Source organism: Vibrio stylophorae, from assembly GCF_921293875.1.
Taxonomy (GTDB): Bacteria; Pseudomonadota; Gammaproteobacteria; order Enterobacterales; family Vibrionaceae; genus Vibrio_A; species Vibrio_A stylophorae.
The window spans coordinates 1,996,684-2,015,157 of record NZ_CAKLDI010000001.1 but is presented as its reverse complement, the minus strand read 5'-3'; the positions used below and the strand labels follow the sequence as shown (position 1 = coordinate 2,015,157).

Here is an 18,474-nt window from a genome sequence, read left to right as displayed (position 1 = left end):
ATTTTGGTGGGGGAATGAAGAGGAAAGAAAAAGCCCTGTGATGTCACAGGGCTTTTCAATTGTATTGAATACAGGATCAGCGATCGTCGCGATTACTGTTGGCTTGATGAAAGGGTTTCACTGGCCCAACTGGACTGCCTAAATCAAAGGGATCGGCACCTTGATGACGATGGCCCACACTGCACAATACCATGCGATCAGCGGTGCGCGGTTTGAGCGCGTTGACCACAAAGCGAATCACATCGACGCGGCGCACTTTTTTCAGCGCTTTAGCGATACGCTCGCGCTGATCAAATTGCCAATCTTTGAGACCAATGCTGTTCCAATAGCGCTGGCCACGCTGGCGAAGGTTGGTATCTGGCGCTTCAACTTGAGCTATCAATCCCGCTTTACTGGCTTGCCACTGCGCATCATTGAGCTCAATCACCAACAGTGCCAAATGGTTGATAAAGGTATCGATGGCCTGCATCAGTTCTTTCGGGCTAGCAACCGGCGATTGAATATAGAAGATTAACCCCGGATGTTGGTTGAGTGGTAAATTGCCAGTCCCCACCATATAACCCAATTGCTGCTTGGTACGCAGTTCATGGAAGAAGGTGGCCGACATCAAATGGTTGGTCAGCAAAAATGTGGCAATGGCCTGTGCACTGGTGCTTTCTGATTGGTGGTAAACCAGCACCGCAGAGTCTTCATGATCCACATTGTATGGATGGATCAGGGTGCCGCGACCATGAATTTTTGCTAGCGGCTTACCGGTTTCGATATAGCTTTGATTCTCTACTCGCAGCGCTTCTTTGAGATCCTGAGCGATATGGCGCGCTTGGTCGCGATGCCAATTACCGTAAACAAAGACCTCAACAAAAATCTCTTTGAGCATGGCATCAACAAAGGGGCCGAGCTGATCCACTTCTACTTGCTCAAGGGCGCGTAGCAGTGCCGGATAGCAAGGGTTGTTGGGCTGCAAAATACCAGTCAGCTGGTTAAAGAGCTGGCTGATGGGTTTTTCTTGGCTGGCATTAGTCCAGCTGCGTTTGAGCTGAGTTTTAATCGACTCAAAACGCTCCGTTTTAAAATGACGCGTGACAAAGCGCTGAATAATCAGTTGCAGCAATTCGGGCTGCTTTTCGCTAAAGCCTGAAAGTTGCAAGGTGACGCCGCCTTGATGGGCATAGAGGTTATAGCTAATGCCCGCCACTTCCGCAGGGTAGGCGGACTCATTAATCGCGTCCATCAGTAGCTCAACACACAGGCGTGTGCGCACGATGTTTTCCACCGAGGCAACCGCTACAGGGCTATCAATTGCGACAAATAAAATCCCTTTTGGTACGTTAAAGATGGTGTCTTGTTTGTGCCAGAGGCGAAAACCGGGACGATTTTCCAACAGTTGCGGAATGGACTGCGGCTTTTCAATGGGCAGTGGTGACAAGCGTTCTGGAATAAAGGGGTTTTCCGGCGCCAGTGCCAGTGCTGGAATCATTGCTGGCTGCTGCCAGCGAGCCAGTTGCGCTTCGCTGAGCGGTGCGCAGTGATAGGGCGTTGCGTACCAATCGGCGCGCTGATCCCACTCAATTGCTTGTTTAGGCTCGCGGGTGACCAGCGTGAGACGCATGTTATTTGGCGTGAGTTTGTCTAGCAGTGAGCGAACTTGCTCGGCATTAAACTCGTTCATCACATAATCACCGTAGATCACATCTTCCGGTGCGTAGTGGTGCAGATTGGTGGCAAGGTATGAGACGGTATCTAGCGGTTTGGTGGGCTCTTGGTAGCGAAAAGCCATTTCCATCACCGCATGTTTTTCTTGATAGCGCCAAGCATCAATGCCGCGCTCGCGAATCAGTTGCAAGTAGGCAAAGCAAGCTTCGGCAATCGTGTCCGTTTGCGATAGACCCTCTTCAGTAAGCGCCACGCTGATACTAAATTCGCGAAAATTACTGCCACTTAAACCGCCACCAGCTGACAGTGCGGTGATCCAGCCCTGTTTTTTCAAATAGGCCATCAGACTGCCCGGACCTTCATCCCCGAGTAAATGAGCAATATAACTAAGCGGTTTGCTGCGATAGAGGTGCGATAGATCCGGCAGATCAAAACTAAGCGTGAGCTTGCGAATATCTTTAATTGGCTGCACGTAGATTGCGATTTGATTATCTTGTGGTCGCAAAATCGGTGTGGTGATCGGCGCTTTTTCAATGGCTTTGCGCTCAATGGCTTCAAACAGCGGTTGTACTTGGCGATATTGATGCTCTAAGGGCTCTGGAGAGATCACCGCCAAGGTCATTAAGTGGCTGCTGTAGTGCTGCTGATAAAATGCCAGTAGCTCTTGGCGAATATTGCCATCGGCTTGGTTGGCATCATCGGCGAGGGTTTCTGCGTTGCCTACGGAAAATTTCGCAAAAGGGTGATCGGGGTTGATGGTTTGCTTTTGCACCTGCATCAGGCGGCGCACATCATCTTGCTTTTTGAGCTGATATTCAGATTCAACCGATTGGCGCTCTTTTTCCACCAATTCAGGGATAAAAAGCGGCGCAATAAAGAACTGACTAAAGCGGTCTAACGCCTCGTCAAAGGCCATTCCGGGTTGCACATCAAAGAAGAAACAGGTGTGTTCTGTGCCTGTCCAGGCATTATTGTTGCCACCGTGACGGTTGATAAATTTTTGAAAATCGCCGGCGATGGGGTATTTTTCTGTCCCCAAAAATAACATATGCTCGAGAAAGTGCGCCATGCCATGACGATCCTTTGGGTCGTCAAAATGTCCTACATTGATACAAAGCGCGGCCGCAGCTCTTGGTGCTTCTGGATCGTGAACCAAAATGGTTCGCAAGCCGTTAGCAAGCGTGAGGGTTTGGTAAGCTTTCTGATCATTAGGACTTTGCAGCACGATGCGCCTCGAAATGGCTAGGGTAAACCTATTCAGTATGACGGTGCTTTGTCAGGCTGGCAAACACACAAGCATGTATTTTTGCATTTTATCAATAACATGGTCGTAAGTTTTGCTTACGAAAAGCGAATGAAAATATACATCATGCGCCACGGTGAAGCGCAATCCTTTGCACCGAGCGATGCCGAGCGTCCATTGACGCAATATGGTGAGTGGCAATCACAACAAGTGATGGCTGAGCTTGCCGCGCAGGTTGGCACATTGGATCGCGTCTGGGTAAGCCCTTACTTACGCGCACAACAAACTTGGCAGGCGGTGGCAAGTACACTACCCAAACCACACTTAGTGCAAACCATGGCAGAGATCACCCCCCATGGTGATGAAATGGATGTAGCCATGCTGCTACAGGCCAGCGCGGAAGTGGATGGTTTTGACAGTATACTGATTATCTCGCATCTGCCTTTGGTCGGCTATTTAGCTGCAACTTTGGTACCTGAGATTCAACCGCCGATGTTTGCGACCTCATCAGTGCTTGCCATTGATTATGATCTGCAAGCCAAGCGCGGCGAACTGCTCTGGCATCAATTTGCGCCAGATGCCGAATAACCCAAATGAATGCAATTGAAATAGGGCCATTGGCCCTATTTTTTTGTCTGTTTTTCTTTTTTGTCTGTTTTTCTTTTTTGTCTGTTTTTCGCGCCTATTGCCCTCTTTCTTGTCTTTATTTGGCGCATCGAAATTTCTCTTTTTAGTGACTTCAGACGGGGATGAAAAACCACGAAATAGACCATGAACTTGCGCGCATCTGTTGATCCCACTCTGATTTTTTAGCTTTGCTCTCAGCGGCGGTTTGACGGTTCAAGTCGCGTTCAGCCATGCCTCAGTATAGAGTGTTGAACAGTGCTCACTTTTTAGCGGATTTACTTGAAAACGCGGGGAAAGTGACAGTTTTGCCCTTTCTATTTGATTATATTTGCCAAGCATCAAACGGCTTATTTTGAGGAATGAAATCCATGTTACGCACCAAGCGTTTTGCGCGTAGTGGGCTGCTACTTTTAAGTGCTTTTTATTTAAGCGCTTGTGGCGAGCCTGCGGTTGAGGTTCAACCGGAAGTTAAACAAGCTCGTCCAGCTGTGATTGAAACAGTGCAATTGAGTACTGTGGCTGATTTAAGCTATCACGGCGTCGTGCGCTCCGCTGAGCGTGCAGACTTAGCATTTCGTCTTTCTGGCAAGCTGGTTGAGATGACCGTTGAAGAAGGTGATAGCGTTCAAGCAGGTCAGGTACTGGCTAAATTGGATCAGCGTCAGTTACAAATCGCACTAAATTCAGCGCGTACAGAGCTGAAAAAAGCGCAGGCAGATTATAGCCGCGGGCGAAAGATTTTTGAGTCCAGCCAAGCGATCTCAAAAAGTGATTTAGAGCAGCTACAAACCAAACGCGATCTTGCCAAAAACCGTTTTCAAGATGCGCAGCGTAATATTGAAGATGCCACACTGCGCGCACCTTTTGATGGTGTGATTGCCCGTAAGCTGGCCAATAACTTCAACCAAGTTCAAGCCAATCAAGTGATCTACAGCTTGCAAAACCTCAATCAATTGGAAGTGGTGATTGATGTGCCAAGCCAAAAATTCCTCGCCAATCGCGATAGCCACAGCACGCTTGCTTACGGCTATGTGGAAGGTTTGGCTGATGTGGCTTTCCCATTGCAGTTTAAATACTTTGCATCCGATGCTGACCCTTTGACGCAAACCTATGAAGTGGTCTTGGGCTTTACGGATCTCAAATCGCGCAATGTGTTGCCGGGGATGACGGTTCGCGTTGCGTCAGCGCAAGAAGAAAAGCAAGGTGAGGGTGTGATCTCTGTGCCTTTGATTGCGGTGCAGCCAAATAACATGGGCGAGCAGTATGTGTGGGTGGTTGATGACCAAGGCTTTGTGATTCAGCGCACCGTGACTGTGGGTCAATTGGTAGGCGATCGCGTGGTGATTGACGCAGGCCTGAAAGCGGGTGAGCGCGTGATCACTGTTGCAGCCAATTCAGTGCAGCCGGGTATGCAAGTTTATCCGCTCAAAACTGAGGGTGAATAAGCGATGAATATAGCCCGTTATGCCATGCAAAAACGCACCAGTGTGTGGGTTTGTATTGTGCTTTTACTTCTGGGGGGCTACCTCAGTTATCTCAAATTAGGTCGTTTTGAAGATCCTGAATTTATCATTCGCCAAGCGATGATTGTGACTCCATATCCGGGGGCCACTGCGCAAGAGGTTGCCGATGAGGTGACCGATGTGATTGAAGGGGCTGTGCAGTCATTGCAAGAGCTCGAAGAGGTGAAGTCTGTTTCCAAGCCGGGTCGCTCCGAGGTGACTGTTGAGATTAAGCTGGCTTTTTCCAAGGACAAAGCCGCGCTTGATCAGGTATGGGATAAACTGCGCCGCAAAATTGGCGATGCCCAGCGTCAGCTACCGCCGGGATCTGGCCCTGCCTTTGTGAATGATGACTTTGCTGATGTGTATGCACTGTTCTATGCGGTCACGGGCGATGGTTATAGCGATCGTCAGTTGCAAGAATATGTGGATATGCTGCGCCGCGAGTTAGCGTTGGTGCCTGGCGTTGCGAAAACCGCAGTATTGGGTCAAAAACAGCAACGTATTTTTGTTGAGATCTCACGTGAGCGCTTGGCCCAATTTGGTGTATCGAGCCAGCAAATTTATCAAGTGCTACAGCAGCAGAACCAAGTGTCTGTCGCTGGTGATTTTGATGCGGGTGAAATGCGTATTCCGGTGATCCCAGAAGCGCCTGTTGCTGATTTCTCAACCCTTGAGAACTTGCAAATTGGCCTTGGCCCTGATGGCAAGATCTTGAAGCTAAAAGATATCGCTCGCGTGACGCGCGGTTATCAAGAGCCAGCTAGCTTGCTGATGGAATATGATGGTCAGCGCGCCGTAGGTCTTGGCGTGTCTAACGTCAGCGGTGGTAACGTTGTTGAGATGGGCGATGCGGTGAAAGCGCGCCTTGCTGAGCTTGAAGGGATGCGCCCAGTGGGCATGGAACTTCATGCTATCTCGCTACAATCAGATTCTGTACGCGCTTCGGTGGCGAACTTTGTCGATAACTTGATTGCCGCTGTGGTGATCGTATTTATCGTGCTGTTGGTCTTTATGGGCGTACGCTCAGGGATCATCATCGGTTTTGTACTGCTACTCACCGTGGCTGGCACCTTGATTATTATGCTGCTTGAAGATATTGCGATGCAGCGTATCTCCTTGGGCGCGTTGATCATTGCGCTGGGGATGCTGGTGGATAACGCCATTGTGGTGACCGACGGTGTGTTGGTGAAGCTGCAGCAAGGTGAGGATAAGCAAGAAGCCATTGAAACTGTGGTGAGCTCAACCATTTGGCCGCTACTGGGCGGTACCGTGGTGGGTATTTTGGCCTTTAGTGCCATCGGTTTGTCACCAAGTGATATGGGTGAATATGCCGGCTCTCTATTTTGGGTGATCCTCTACTCCATGATGCTCAGCTGGCTCTTTGCTGTGACCATCACACCGCTGCTGTGCGATCAATTCTTGAAAGTCAAAGTGGGCGAAGGTGAGGTTCAACCGGGCCGCATTTTGCGCAGCTATCGTGCGTTGCTACTTTGGGTACTCAGTCATCGTAAAACCACAGCGCTGATTCTCGTGGGCCTATTTATGGCTGGCGTGATGGGTATGAAGGCGGTACCACCGGGCTTTATGCCAGACTCACAGCGTCCGCAGTTTGTGGTGGATATGTCTTTGCCTCAGGGGACGGATATCGAAACCACAGCCGCTGTGCTTGAAGAGATGCGCCAATATGTCGCGAAGAAAACTGGTGTCACTCATGTGACTAGTTTTGCTGGCGGCGGCGGTTTGCGCTTTATGTTGACCTATTCGCCAGAGCCACCGAACAGTGCTTACGGCCAATTGCTGATTGATGTGGATGATTACCATGTGATCTCGGGTTTGGTGGGCTCACTACAAGATGAGCTGACTGAAAAATATCCGCAAGCGTCGGTCAAAGTGTGGAAATTTATGCTCGGTCGCGGCGGCGGTAAGAAAATTGAAGCCGGTTTCCGTGGTCCTGACTCAGAAGTGCTTCGTCAGCTGTCTGAGCAAGCCAAAGCAATGATGCTTGCCGACCCAGATCTCATTGCGGTGCAAGATGACTGGCGTCAACAAGTGCCAGTGGTACGCCCTCAATTTATTGAGAGCAGCATGCAGCAGCTCGGCTTGACGCAATATGATGTCAACCAAGCCTTGCAGCAAGCGCTAGAAGGCCGCACTGTGGGTGTTTATCGCGAAGGCAATGATCTGATCCCAATCGTAGTGCGTCCACCGGAAGCTGAGCGTGACCATGAGCGTGTGATTGAAAACGCCGAAGTGTTTAGCAAGCAAACCGGTCAGTGGGTACCACTGAGCCAGCTGATTGCCAATATCGATTTGGTCTGGCAAGACGCCATGATCCGCCGTATCGATCGCATGCCAACCATTATGGTGCAAGCGGATCCAGCGCCGGGTGTGGTAACTAATGATGCCTTTGTTCGCATTAAAGCTGAGATTGAAACCATCGCTTTGCCACCGGGCTATAGCCTGACTTGGTATGGTGAATATCTTGCGGCCAAAGAGGCCAACGTGGGTCTGGCAATTTCAGCGCCATATGGCTTTAGTGCGATGATTTTGGCTGTGGTGTTTATGTTTAACGCCATTCGTCAACCATTGGTGATTTGGCTCACCGCGCCGCTTGCGGTCATTGGTGTGGTTGTCGGCTTGGTGGCTTTCCAAACGCCATTTGAGTTCATGGCTATTTTGGGCTTCTTGAGTTTGATCGGGATGATGGTGAAAAACGCTATCGTACTGGTGGATCAAGCGGACCAAGATATCGCCTCGGGACGCGAAGCCTTTGAAGCCATTGTGCACTCAGCACTTAGCCGTGCGCGGCCTGTGGTGCTTGGCGCGCTAACCACCATTATGGGTGTGGCGCCACTGCTCTTAGACCCATTCTTTAAGAGTATGGCGGTGACCATTATGTTTGGTTTGCTGTTTGCGACAGCGCTCACTTTGGTGGTGATACCACTGCTCTATGCAGCATTGTTTCGGATCAAAACGCCAAGTGCCTAATTGATTGCACTGGTCAATTCAAACGTGGCCAATTTAAACATGGTCAATCGATAAAAAACGCCCGCGATTGCGGGCGTTTTCTTTTGTTCGTTATTTGAATGAAGGCAGACTAGCGCTCGTTCACTTCAATCAGCACTAAGAGTGCACCAGCGCCACCAAACTCAAGCGGCGCTTGGTGAAAGGCCATTACATCTGGGTGCTGAGCCAGCCAAAGCGGCGCTTTTTGTTTCAATACATGGGTGCCAATGCCGTGCATCACTGAGGCGCAGCGAATGCCCTCTTTGCGACACTCAGCAATCATTGCGGCGAGTTCACGTTTGGCCTCCAACTGGGTCATGCCGTGCATATCCAAATAAATATCGGGCACATAGATGCCTCGGCGCAGGCGTTTGACCTCATATTTGGAGACATCGTCGCGGGCATAGCGCATTGGCCCGTCTTCGCTTAAATGCGGCTCAAATTCATCAGAGAAGTAAAAGGCATCATTGCGCTGTTCACTTTGTTGGCGCTTGCTGGTGGCAAGGTTGGAAATCTTGCGCGTTGGTGCATGCTTTATGGTATCTTGCGCTATCTTTTTTACACCTTTCATGGCGTCTGAAAACAGCTGGCTATCATCCATAGCAAAATCGTCAGTGGTTTTGTCGCTCATGCGCTCGGCCTATCTTGTTTAAATCGCTTGCCGACGTGGGCCGCCAGGGAATGACGCCATGTTTACATCGGGTGCATTGCAAAAAATGGGCGCTATTGTAGCCAATCGGAGGCAAATTTGGATCACAAATTAGTAAATGAAGCGGTCGCTGAGCTGGTCACGCTTCAAGATATGTTGCGTTGGACCCTCAGTTGCTTCAACGAATCTGGCATTTTTTATGGCCACGGCAGTGATAATGCATGGGATGAAGCCTTAGCATTGGTGCTACCAAGCCTGCACCTGCCATTGGATTTATCACCGCATCTGTTGGCTTCACGCCTTACTGAGCGTGAGCGTCGCCTCGTGGCTGAGCAAGTGCTACGCCGTGTGGATGAGCGTATTCCAACGGCTTATTTGACCAACCAAGCTTATTTCTGTGGTTATGAATTTTATGTGGATGAGCGCGTTTTGGTGCCTCGTTCACCTATCGGTGAGCTGATTGATAACGGCTTTAGCGGTATTTTGAACCATGAGCCAAGCCGTTTGCTTGATTTATGCACCGGCAGTGGCTGTATTGGTATTGCCATGGCGCACGCCTTCCCTGATGCCGAAGTGGATATCGTCGATATCTCTGATGATGCGCTGGAAGTGGCGCAAATCAACATCGACCAACATGGGGTCGAGCAGCAAGTGATCCCAATGCAATCAGACCTGCTCAATGCACTACCTGCCCATGGTTATGATTTGATTGTGTCCAACCCGCCTTATGTGGATGCCGAAGATATGGCCGATCTGCCTGATGAGTTCCATCATGAGCCAGAGCTTGGCTTGGCCGCCGGTTTTGATGGTTTGGATTTGGTACGCCGCATTTTGGCAGATGCGCCAACGCATTTGAATGATGGCGGCGCGCTGATTTGTGAAGTGGGTAACTCCATGGTGCATATGATGGCGCAATACCCTGATGTGCCATTTACGTGGCTTGAGTTTGAAAATGGCGGTCATGGCGTCTTTATGTTGACCAAATCGCAGCTTGAAGCCTGTGCCCCACTGTTTGCTGATTATAAACAAGTACGCGATTAGGCGCATGGGTAGGCCTATCAAACAGCCTATTATTCGGCATGCTAGGGCTTGCTGATTTGCTTGTGAGTCACCAATCAATCTGCTGTCTTTTTCATCAAAGATAGCGAAAGATAAACCAAGGCAGCCATTGTGCTGCCTTTTGTTTATGGCATTGTTTTATCCTTAGTTAAATCTGCTATCGCGAGGCATTTTTCTTGCCCTTATCGAGCAAAATTAACCCTTTACAGCTAAGGCGTAGTTCGGCGACTATGTGCCTTCGCACAATGAAATACAGGCAAAACAGAGGATGTCATGGCAGGGAATTCAATCGGACAACATTTTCGTGTAACCACCTTTGGTGAAAGCCACGGGTTAGCACTGGGCTGCATTGTTGATGGTTGCCCTCCGGGCATTGAACTCAGTGAAGCCGATCTGCAAGGCGATTTGGATCGCCGCCGTCCAGGCACCTCTCGTTATACCACGGCGCGTCGCGAGCCAGATCAGGTAAAAATTCTCTCTGGCGTGTTTGAAGGGCGCACCACAGGCACCAGTATTGGTTTGCTGATTGAAAATACCGATCAGCGTTCGAAAGATTACTCTGAAATTTCTCAGCTCTTTCGTCCGGGCCATGCCGATTACACCTATCACCAAAAATATGGCACGCGTGATTATCGCGGCGGTGGTCGTTCTTCGGCGCGCGAAACCGCGATGCGTGTGGCCGCTGGTGCAATTGCGAAAAAATACCTGCGTCAGCATGGCATTGAGATTGTCGGTTATCTCTCGCAAATGGGCGATATCGCCATTGAAACTGTTGATGAAAGCCAAATTAGCCAAAACCCATTCTTTTGCCCAGATGCCAGCAAGGTTGAGGCATTTGATGCCTTAATCCGCGATTTGAAAAAGCAAGGTGACTCCATTGGTGCCAAGGTGACTGTTGTCGCGCGCGGTGTGCCGGTTGGTTTAGGTGAACCTGTTTTCGATCGCTTAGATGCGGAGCTAGCCCATAGCCTGATGAGTATCAATGCAGTGAAAGGGGTAGAGATTGGTGATGGCTTTGATGTGGTAGCGCAAAAAGGCAGTGAGCATCGCGATGCGTTAACCCCTGAGGGTTTTGCTTCAAACCATGCCGGTGGTATTTTGGGTGGCATCTCTAGCGGTCAAGATATCGTGGCGCACTTGGCCCTTAAGCCGACGTCCAGCATTACGGTTCCGGGACCAACGATTAACATTAATGGCGAGCCTGCTGAGGTGATCACTCGTGGTCGTCACGATCCTTGTGTGGGTATTCGCGCAGTGCCGATTGCAGAGGCGATGCTAGCAATCACCTTGATGGATCATTTGCTGCGCCATCGCGGGCAAAATCTTGAGGTGCATACTCAGACCCCGAAAATTTAATAGACACCGATTCAAAGCCTCGCATTGATTGCGAGGTTTTTTTGGGGCTTTGATTTTATTCGAAGCCTGTCTGTTTTTGCTTGAAATTGCCTGTCGTGATGGGCTTCAGCCATGATTTCTAGCCGTGCATTGGAAAAACGTGATTTTGACTAGGTCAAAAAGAAACCCTAAAAGCGCAAAAAAGTCCTAACGAATTAAGCTGCTGATTCCATAGGATCTTGTGAACATTAGCATTCTTTGTTTTATCAGTTTTGAGAAAGAAAAATCTCAATACTGACACTTTATTTTCCTTCGTTTCAACTTGTCTTGGTCTTCTTGCCACTGCGCCTATGGTTAGGGCACGCAGCGAAAAGAAGAAGGGCATAAGCAAGTGATCATCGTGTCAGCAAACTAGTCCAATTGTTTGGTCAAATTTGGGTTCGTGCGATTGATGAATGAGTTGATGTTGCTGTGCTGTCTTTTGATGTTTGAGCGCGTATTTGTTCGGTGCTAAAAAGGGTTCGAGATTCTGATTGCAATATCAGTTTGAATGTTATTTGTGCAGGTGGCGGGCAGCCGTGTTTTTGATGATTTTGTTCAGCAGCAGGAAAACATCAAGATTCACGGCATGATTGGTGCCGCTGAGCAGCGTTTGTAAGACATGTTCGCCAAAGTCATGGCATCAGGTCGCTATTTTTATCTGCTCACGGCATTGCAATCATGAAATATAACCTGCGAATGGGACTGCCGCTGGTGAGCATGCCGCTGAAGGGGATGAGGGTTTCGCTCATTGCCTTCGCGGCATGAATGCTTGATAGATTGTTTTGGCATAGCGCATGAGCGACAGGCGTCGTCACGCCAGAATATCTACTTCATCATTGCGCCAGCAAAAGTGCAGGGTGAACTTCGTATCCTTCAATCGGACTCAGCATCGCTATTTGAAAAGTAGTGATAGTCGTTAATACCTCGAGAAAAAAGCGCTCACGAACAATGGGCGCTTATTTATTATGATAATGAGTTCATCCTTAGCGAACAGCGAGATGTGCTGATGGAATGATGTGCGAAATGCCCACATCATTCAGATATCTTTGCCTTGGGATACATTCTCATGTGCACTTGCTCTCATTTTTATGGCCGACCATTGGTTATAGTCAGCGCGATCAAGATGCGTCCTGCCGCTTGCGTGTTCGCAGGCATTGACTCAAGTGGTCAAGACTGGGCAGCGACCAAAATAAAGAAGGATAAATCATGACCTTTTCAAAGCCTTTGAGCGCGCTTGCTTTGGCTCTGCTGTTGGCCGGTTGTGGCCCAGCACCACAAGAGCAACCATTTACACTGACCATTGCACACATTAACGATACCCACTCCAATTTCGACCCAGTGAAATCCAGTTTTGATGCCAAAGGTCAGCGTGTTTATAACGAGTTTGGCGGTTATCCTCGTTTGCAAGCCATGGCACAGCAGCTTGCGCAAGCGGCGCGTCGTGACAATCTGAGCTTTCTCTTTTTGCATGGCGGTGATGCATGGCAGGGCAGTGCTTACTTTAAGTTAAATGAAGGGGTGATGAACGCTGATCTGCTTAGCGATATGGGACTTGATGCCATGGCGCTGGGTAACCATGAGTTTGATTTGAACAATGCTAAGCTCAATACCTTCCTTGCCAGCATTAACTTTCCTGTGGTTGCCGCAAACGTTGATGCTAGCCAAGATCCTGACCTAAAAAATCAGCATAACCTCAAACCTTATGTGGTGTTTGCCTTTGATGGTAATGAAAAAACACCAGTGACTGATTTAGACCATTTGCCAAAAGGCAAAGAGATTGTCGCGGTCTTTGGTCTCGCACTTGAAGATATGCCTAATCTTTCGCCCAATACGGGTAAAGTGCAATTTCACAATTTGGTGAAATCAGCACAAGAAACTGTGGATTTTCTTGAGTCCAAAGGGATTGATCAAATCATTGCTTTAACCCATATCGGTAATGCGGTGGATTTGGATGTTGCCTCAAAAGTAAATGGGATCGATGTGATTGTTGGTGGTCACTCACACACATTGCTGGGTGATTTTGCCAATTTAGGCATGGAGAACGCTGGCACCTACGCTGAGATGGTACAAAATCCTAATGGCCAAGGTGAAACCTGTGTGGTGCAGGCAGGGCAATACGCGCAAGCCATCGGCGAGATGAGTGTGAGCTTTGATGCCAAAGGCGAGGTGATTCAATGTGCGGGTACCAATATTCTGCTCTCCAATGATGAATTTTTCTCCTCACCCATGCGCGAGCCATCTTCAGCGCTGAAAACAGAGCAAACCAAGCAGGTTGAACAGTTTATTGATCAGCAAAACAACATCAAAATTGTTGATGAAGACAAGACCATGCGCGCGCATATTGATAGCACATACAAGCCTGCGGTGGTGAAAGCCTATGGCGATGTGATTGCGCGTGTTCCTGAAACCATTCACCATGCGCGCCGTCCTGGTGATGCTGGCAGTGATAAGCATGGCTCTGATGTAGCGCCCATTATTGCTGAGGGCCAATACTTTTGGGCCAATACGCCTGAGGTGCAGGCATTGACTGGAATGAAGGTTGACTTTGCGTTGATTGGGGCAGGTGGCGTGCGAACTAACTTTGAGCCGGGTGAATACCGAGAAGGCGATATGGCTTTGGAGATGTTGCCATTTTCTAACTTCATGTCGGTGATGCCTGTCAAAGGCGCGGTGATCAAGCAGCTTCTGCAAGATACTATTAGCGCGACGCTCGCACCGGGAGCCCATGCGGGTAAATTCCCTTATGGTGGTCATTTGCGTTATCAATTCACCGAAACTGAACCTGGTAAAGCAGGTAAATTGGATTTCGTTGAAGTGATGACGGGGGATGCGAGCAATCCAACATGGACGCCGATTAAAGACGATCAAACCTATGTGGTGGCGATCAATAACTACAATGCGACCGGTAATGATGGTTGGCGCGCACTTTTTGATGCACAAAAAGATGGTACCAAGCGTGTGGATATCGCTTATGTCGATGGCAAATTAGCGGCCTTTGCAGTGAAAAACGTGCAAGAAAAAGAGGGTAAGTTTGTTGTGAATTACCTTGATCAAGTACCGGACTGTAAAGCGGATAATGTGCGTTGCAATACTGATGCGCAGGCGGTGATTGATTACATCGCGGCTGAGCAGCCAGTCCTGCAACCGCTGAACTATGAAGTGGTGACGCTCAATCGTGCGAAATAACCTCACGCCATAACCATACGTAATTCATCCGAATTCAAATCTCTTTTCATTGAAGCGCAGTTCTCTGCGCTTTTTTTATGCTTATGCCTAAACCACTGCCTGTGGGGTGATTATTTAGAAATGATGTCAGTGATGTCGACGAGATTACTGATAAAAAACACGATGTTATTTTCACAAAAATGTAACATTGGCGGCACTTAGCCCTCACATAGCGCAGGGAAAATCGTCCTAACATCGGTGTGTACAATAAGTCACACAAGGAATGACCGATGAACAAATTAGGAGTTCTTTCGCTTACTGCTGCGGTTGCGCTGGCAACATCAAATGTACAGGCTGCGGTTGGCCATGACAGCCGTAGTATGGCCATGGGCGGCATTGGTGTCGCATCAGCCAGTTACCTCACCGCCCCTTTTTATAATCCGGCCCAGTTAGCCAATCACAATGAAACAGATGATATTGGCTTTTTGATCCCAACCATCGCGTTTAGCGTTCATGACAAAGATGATTTGGTCGATAAGATTGATACCATCCAAATGATCGATCCTGAGCAAGATCCAGATGCTTGGGTTAATGCACTGAAATCCATGGAAAACAGTACCCTGCAAGGCAGCGGTAAATTGGGCACAGTATTAGCGGTGCCAGGGCGCAGTGTGAGTGTGGCATTTTATACACAAAACCAGTTGCACCTGTTTGTTCAGCCGACGGTGAGCCAAGAGGATATCGATAATCCACCCTCAGATCCCATGGATATGGAGTCTGAAGTGTGGGGACTCGCAGGCGGTACCCTTGATTTTGGTATTGCGCTTGCTAAGGCATTTCACTGGAAGGAGCACCAGCTGTCGATTGGTGTGACGCCCAAGCTGCAAACCATCTATCTGCTGAACTATCTAGCGACGCCAGATGATTATGATATTGATGATTTTGATATCGACGATCATGGTGAGCACCAAACTCACTTTAACCTTGATGCCGGGATTAGTTATCAGCCAGTACCACAGTTTACCCTTGCTTTTGCTGCGCGAAATCTGATTGAGCAGTCCATTCATAATGAAGGGGAGGTTAAATCTGCAACCTATCTGGTTGAGCCAAGCTATAGCGTGGGCGCTAGCTTTGATAATGATTGGTTTTTACTCAGCTTTGATTGGGATTTGACCGAGCAGCGCTACTTTAAGGAGGTGGATTACAGCACCCAGTTTGCGCGTATTGGCCTTGAGCTCAATGCTTGGGATTGGGCGCAAATTCGCGCAGGTTATGCTGCCAGCCAAACCGATACGGCAGATGACATGATTACTGCGGGGATTGGCCTGACACCATTTGGTGCCTTTGGCCTTGATATTGCGGCGCAATATGGTGAGGACAACCAATACGCAGCATCGGCGCAGTTGCTCTTTACTTTTTAACGCACCTTTTACGCACATTGATGATTTGAATCTGAACGACCATGACTCTCCTCGCTGGTGAATCCATCGCGCTTATGGATTCGCGGTACCAGCTTTCTTTCCCCATTTATTCTTTGTCGCTTTTCGATGTCTATGGTGATGGCTGTGTAGTGTGGATTCGCATGACTTCATTGTTAGATGTTGCTGATTTTTGTAGCAAAGCACGCCACCTGCATTTAGCATAGCCCTCCCTTCAGTCGATTCATTCAGGGAAGACCATGTCAGAGATGTATCAAACCCATGCTAAAGCCTATGCCAAGGCGGTGCAGGATAATATTTATAACGCGCACTTAGAGCGCCCCTCAACGCTTGCATTGATGGATGATGTTCACCAATGCGATGTGCTCGATATGGGCTGTGGTTCAGGGATTTATGCGCAAACTTTTCTGGCCAAGGGCGCACGCAGCATCACTTGCATTGATGCATCCACGCAGATGATTGAGTTGGTCAAGCAAAGCTTTGGTGAGCAAGTGACCGCTTACGTTCAGGATTTATCTTTGGGTTTACCGCAGGAACAAAATGACTCAAAAGATGTGCTGATTTGCCCCTTGGTGCTGCACTACATTGCGGATCTCAAACCGCTATTTGCCGAGGTCGCACGGGTGCTGAAACCAGGCGGCTATTTGGTGTTTTCGACCCATCATCCCTTTGCTGATTTTGAATGTTCAAGCAGTGGCAATTACTTTAGCCAAGAGCCCGTGGAAGAGATGTGGGATACCGTGGGAACGCCAGTGGCAGTGCGTTTTTATCGCCGGCCATTGACCGTAATTACCGAAGCGATTAGCGCCGCTGGCTTGGTAATCACCAAACTTTCAGAAGGTGAGGTGGACGAGGTCGTTAAAAGTATGTGTGAAGAAACCTATTGGCGTTTGAAGCACAATCCCAATTTTTTGTTTGTACGCTGCGAAAAACCGGTCCTTTGACCGGTTTTTTTATGTGATTGGTATGCATTTTTGATGCGGACTTAAGCCGATGCGCCTGTTTTTGCGTCTTTGATTTTGAGCCGATTGCGGTTATCACGGCTTTGTTTAATGCGTTGCTCGCTTAAATCCATTGTTGTGGATTTGGCCAAGCGATCATAGAGCAGCACATTAACCGAAGCGGCTAAATTCATACAGCCCACAGTCGGCACATAGACCACATGATCGGCTTGGTCGGCAATGGCCTGTGGAATGGAGTTATCTTCCGGGCCAAAGATATAGATCGCCTTTTCTGGATGCACAAAGTGAGGCAGGGGCGTTGCGCCGAGCGCGAGTTCAACGCAGACAATCTTCACATCCTCTGGTAAATCATCAAGCAGGGATTCGACTTTGGTCAGTGCTATGTGCTCACTGACATCTTGCGTATCGGTGCAAAATTTTGCCGCGCGATCGTAGCGATGGCCGGTATAGCGCACTTCATCTGCTTGATAACAGCCCGCCGCGCGCATCACGCCACCAACATTGGTTGGGCTTTTAGGGTTAATTAGACCAATTAGGGTCCTATGCTGGCTCATTTGAATCTCTAGGCGGTGGTTAAAGCAGGGCGCATATTCTAGCAAAGCTTGCACGAGGCCAACAGCGGTAGAAAAAGGGAAGATTATCGGGCGTGGTGAAGGGAAGGCTGTGATTAAGTGCCATAATTTAAATGAAACATGCGTAACCTTATGAATAAATTGGATTTGTTTGTCTTGTTTTCGTACGCTGCTGGAAATTAGCTTGAAGAGATAATCGCGATGAAAGTACTGCACGCAATGTTATGCCTGTGCTGGCTACTCTTAAGTTTGCCAGCTAGCGCCAATTTACGCGCTCCCTCTCAGATTGAAGGGGGGCTATCCACCATGATCCAGTCGCAAGTGCCAAATGGGATTACCTTGACGGCTGAAAAAATGCAGGTCAGGTTCCCGACATTACGCAGTGATCAATATCTTCATCGGGACGATGCCAGAGCTCATGTCGCTGTGCATTATTATTTGCATAATGATGGTGCGCAGCGCGAGCTTCCCATTGAATTTCTTGGCTTAGATTTGGGCGCAGCTGAGATCCGTCTCAATGGCCAAGTGATTGCCGCTGATTTAGCGCCGCAAGCGGTGACAGATGCCAATTATTATCGTGAGCTCTTGCTTCAAGTGATTGAGCACTACGTTTGGGAGAGCAAGCAAGATTGGCCGATGCCGCACTATCCGGTGCTCTATCAGTTGTGTAGTGAGCGTGATGAGTCCACATGTCCGCAGACGTTGGAAGCATGGCGACAATTGATTGCGCAAATGGATACCGCGACATTGCAGCAAAATGCTTTGGCTTTTCAAATTTACGCCTTTCATATTGCGCTTGTACCCGGAGACAATATCCTTGAGGTGAACTATCGCCAGCAGCTCTCCTTTCATGAAGGCTATCATGACTACTTCACGGATTTGGGTCTCGATGGCGCGCAAATGGGGTTTGATTATCTCCTGTATCCAGCCGAGTCTTGGCACCGCAGTGAACAGTTTGTCTTTGATTTGGAGATCATCTCACCGCCGCTTATTGATGTCGGCTGGTTATGGAACAGTGAGCTACCGGCTCGGATGAGTACCAATATGGGCGGCTTGACGCGCGATGCCAATGCGCCGATTTGGCGACTATCGACGCCTGATTTTCCGGTGCCTGTTTTATCGATCCGTAACCTTTATCGGTGAGATTGTCGCAGCAAATAAAAAAGCCCCAATTGGGGCTTTTATTAGCGCGTATAACCTTCACTCAAATCACCAAA

12 protein-coding genes are annotated in these 18,474 nt (G+C 48.8%); 9 read left to right on the top strand and 3 right to left on the bottom strand.

What is annotated here, in order from left to right; genetic code table 11:
• Positions 1 to 76: 76 nt before the first annotated feature.
• The gene (locus tag L9P36_RS09220) at positions 77 to 2,878 is read right to left on the bottom strand and encodes an insulinase family protein (RefSeq protein WP_237466405.1); all 2,802 of its coding nucleotides are present in this window, start codon (positions 2,876 to 2,878) and stop codon (positions 77 to 79) included.
• 129 nt (positions 2,879 to 3,007) lie between these two features.
• Between L9P36_RS09220 and sixA the strand changes: the two genes are divergently transcribed.
• The 3 genes from sixA (at position 3,008) to L9P36_RS09205 (ending at position 8,016) form a co-directional block, all read left to right on the top strand.
• Positions 3,008 to 3,484 carry a phosphohistidine phosphatase SixA gene (sixA, locus tag L9P36_RS09215; protein WP_237466404.1) on the top strand — a complete coding sequence of 159 codons (477 nt, stop codon included), beginning with the start codon at positions 3,008 to 3,010 and terminating at the stop codon, positions 3,482 to 3,484.
• 407 nt (positions 3,485 to 3,891) lie between these two features.
• The gene (locus L9P36_RS09210) at positions 3,892 to 4,968 is read left to right on the top strand and encodes an efflux RND transporter periplasmic adaptor subunit (RefSeq protein ID WP_237466403.1); all 1,077 of its coding nucleotides are present in this window, start codon (positions 3,892 to 3,894) and stop codon (positions 4,966 to 4,968) included.
• A 3-nt stretch (positions 4,969 to 4,971) separates the two neighbouring features.
• Positions 4,972 to 8,016, top strand: coding sequence for an efflux RND transporter permease subunit (locus tag L9P36_RS09205; protein ID WP_237466402.1), 3,045 nt, complete (start codon positions 4,972 to 4,974; stop codon positions 8,014 to 8,016).
• Between the two features lie 109 nt (positions 8,017 to 8,125).
• Here the strand turns inward: L9P36_RS09205 and smrB are convergent, their stop codons facing one another.
• Positions 8,126 to 8,665, bottom strand: coding sequence for an endonuclease SmrB (gene smrB / locus L9P36_RS09200; protein ID WP_237466401.1), 540 nt, complete (start codon positions 8,663 to 8,665; stop codon positions 8,126 to 8,128).
• 117 nt (positions 8,666 to 8,782) lie between these two features.
• Between smrB and prmB the strand changes: the two genes are divergently transcribed.
• From prmB to L9P36_RS09175, 5 genes are all read left to right on the top strand, one after another.
• The gene (gene prmB / locus L9P36_RS09195) at positions 8,783 to 9,724 is read left to right on the top strand and encodes a 50S ribosomal protein L3 N(5)-glutamine methyltransferase (protein ID WP_290368687.1); all 942 of its coding nucleotides are present in this window, start codon (positions 8,783 to 8,785) and stop codon (positions 9,722 to 9,724) included.
• A gap of 291 nt (positions 9,725 to 10,015) precedes the next feature.
• The gene (gene aroC, locus L9P36_RS09190) at positions 10,016 to 11,098 is read left to right on the top strand and encodes a chorismate synthase (RefSeq protein ID WP_237466400.1); all 1,083 of its coding nucleotides are present in this window, start codon (positions 10,016 to 10,018) and stop codon (positions 11,096 to 11,098) included.
• A 1,227-nt stretch (positions 11,099 to 12,325) separates the two neighbouring features.
• Positions 12,326 to 14,305: a bifunctional metallophosphatase/5'-nucleotidase gene (locus L9P36_RS09185; RefSeq protein WP_237466399.1), complete on the top strand. Its 1,980-nt coding sequence runs from the start codon at positions 12,326 to 12,328 to the stop codon at positions 14,303 to 14,305.
• 269 nt (positions 14,306 to 14,574) lie between these two features.
• Entirely contained in the window at positions 14,575 to 15,705 is a 1,131-nt protein-coding gene (traF, locus tag L9P36_RS09180) for a conjugal transfer protein TraF (protein ID WP_237466398.1), read from the top strand.
• A gap of 257 nt (positions 15,706 to 15,962) precedes the next feature.
• A complete protein-coding gene (locus tag L9P36_RS09175; RefSeq protein ID WP_237466397.1) occupies positions 15,963 to 16,667 on the top strand; it encodes a class I SAM-dependent DNA methyltransferase in 705 nt (234 codons plus the stop codon).
• Positions 16,668 to 16,708: 41 nt separating this feature from the next.
• Here the strand turns inward: L9P36_RS09175 and L9P36_RS09170 are convergent, their stop codons facing one another.
• On the bottom strand, positions 16,709 to 17,239 hold the full coding sequence (locus tag L9P36_RS09170; RefSeq protein WP_237466396.1) for an RNA methyltransferase: 531 nt from the start codon (positions 17,237 to 17,239) through the stop codon (positions 16,709 to 16,711).
• A gap of 324 nt (positions 17,240 to 17,563) precedes the next feature.
• Between L9P36_RS09170 and L9P36_RS09165 the strand changes: the two genes are divergently transcribed.
• A complete protein-coding gene (locus tag L9P36_RS09165) occupies positions 17,564 to 18,400 on the top strand; it encodes a hypothetical protein (RefSeq protein WP_237466395.1) in 837 nt (278 codons plus the stop codon).
• Positions 18,401 to 18,474 lie beyond the last annotated feature (74 nt).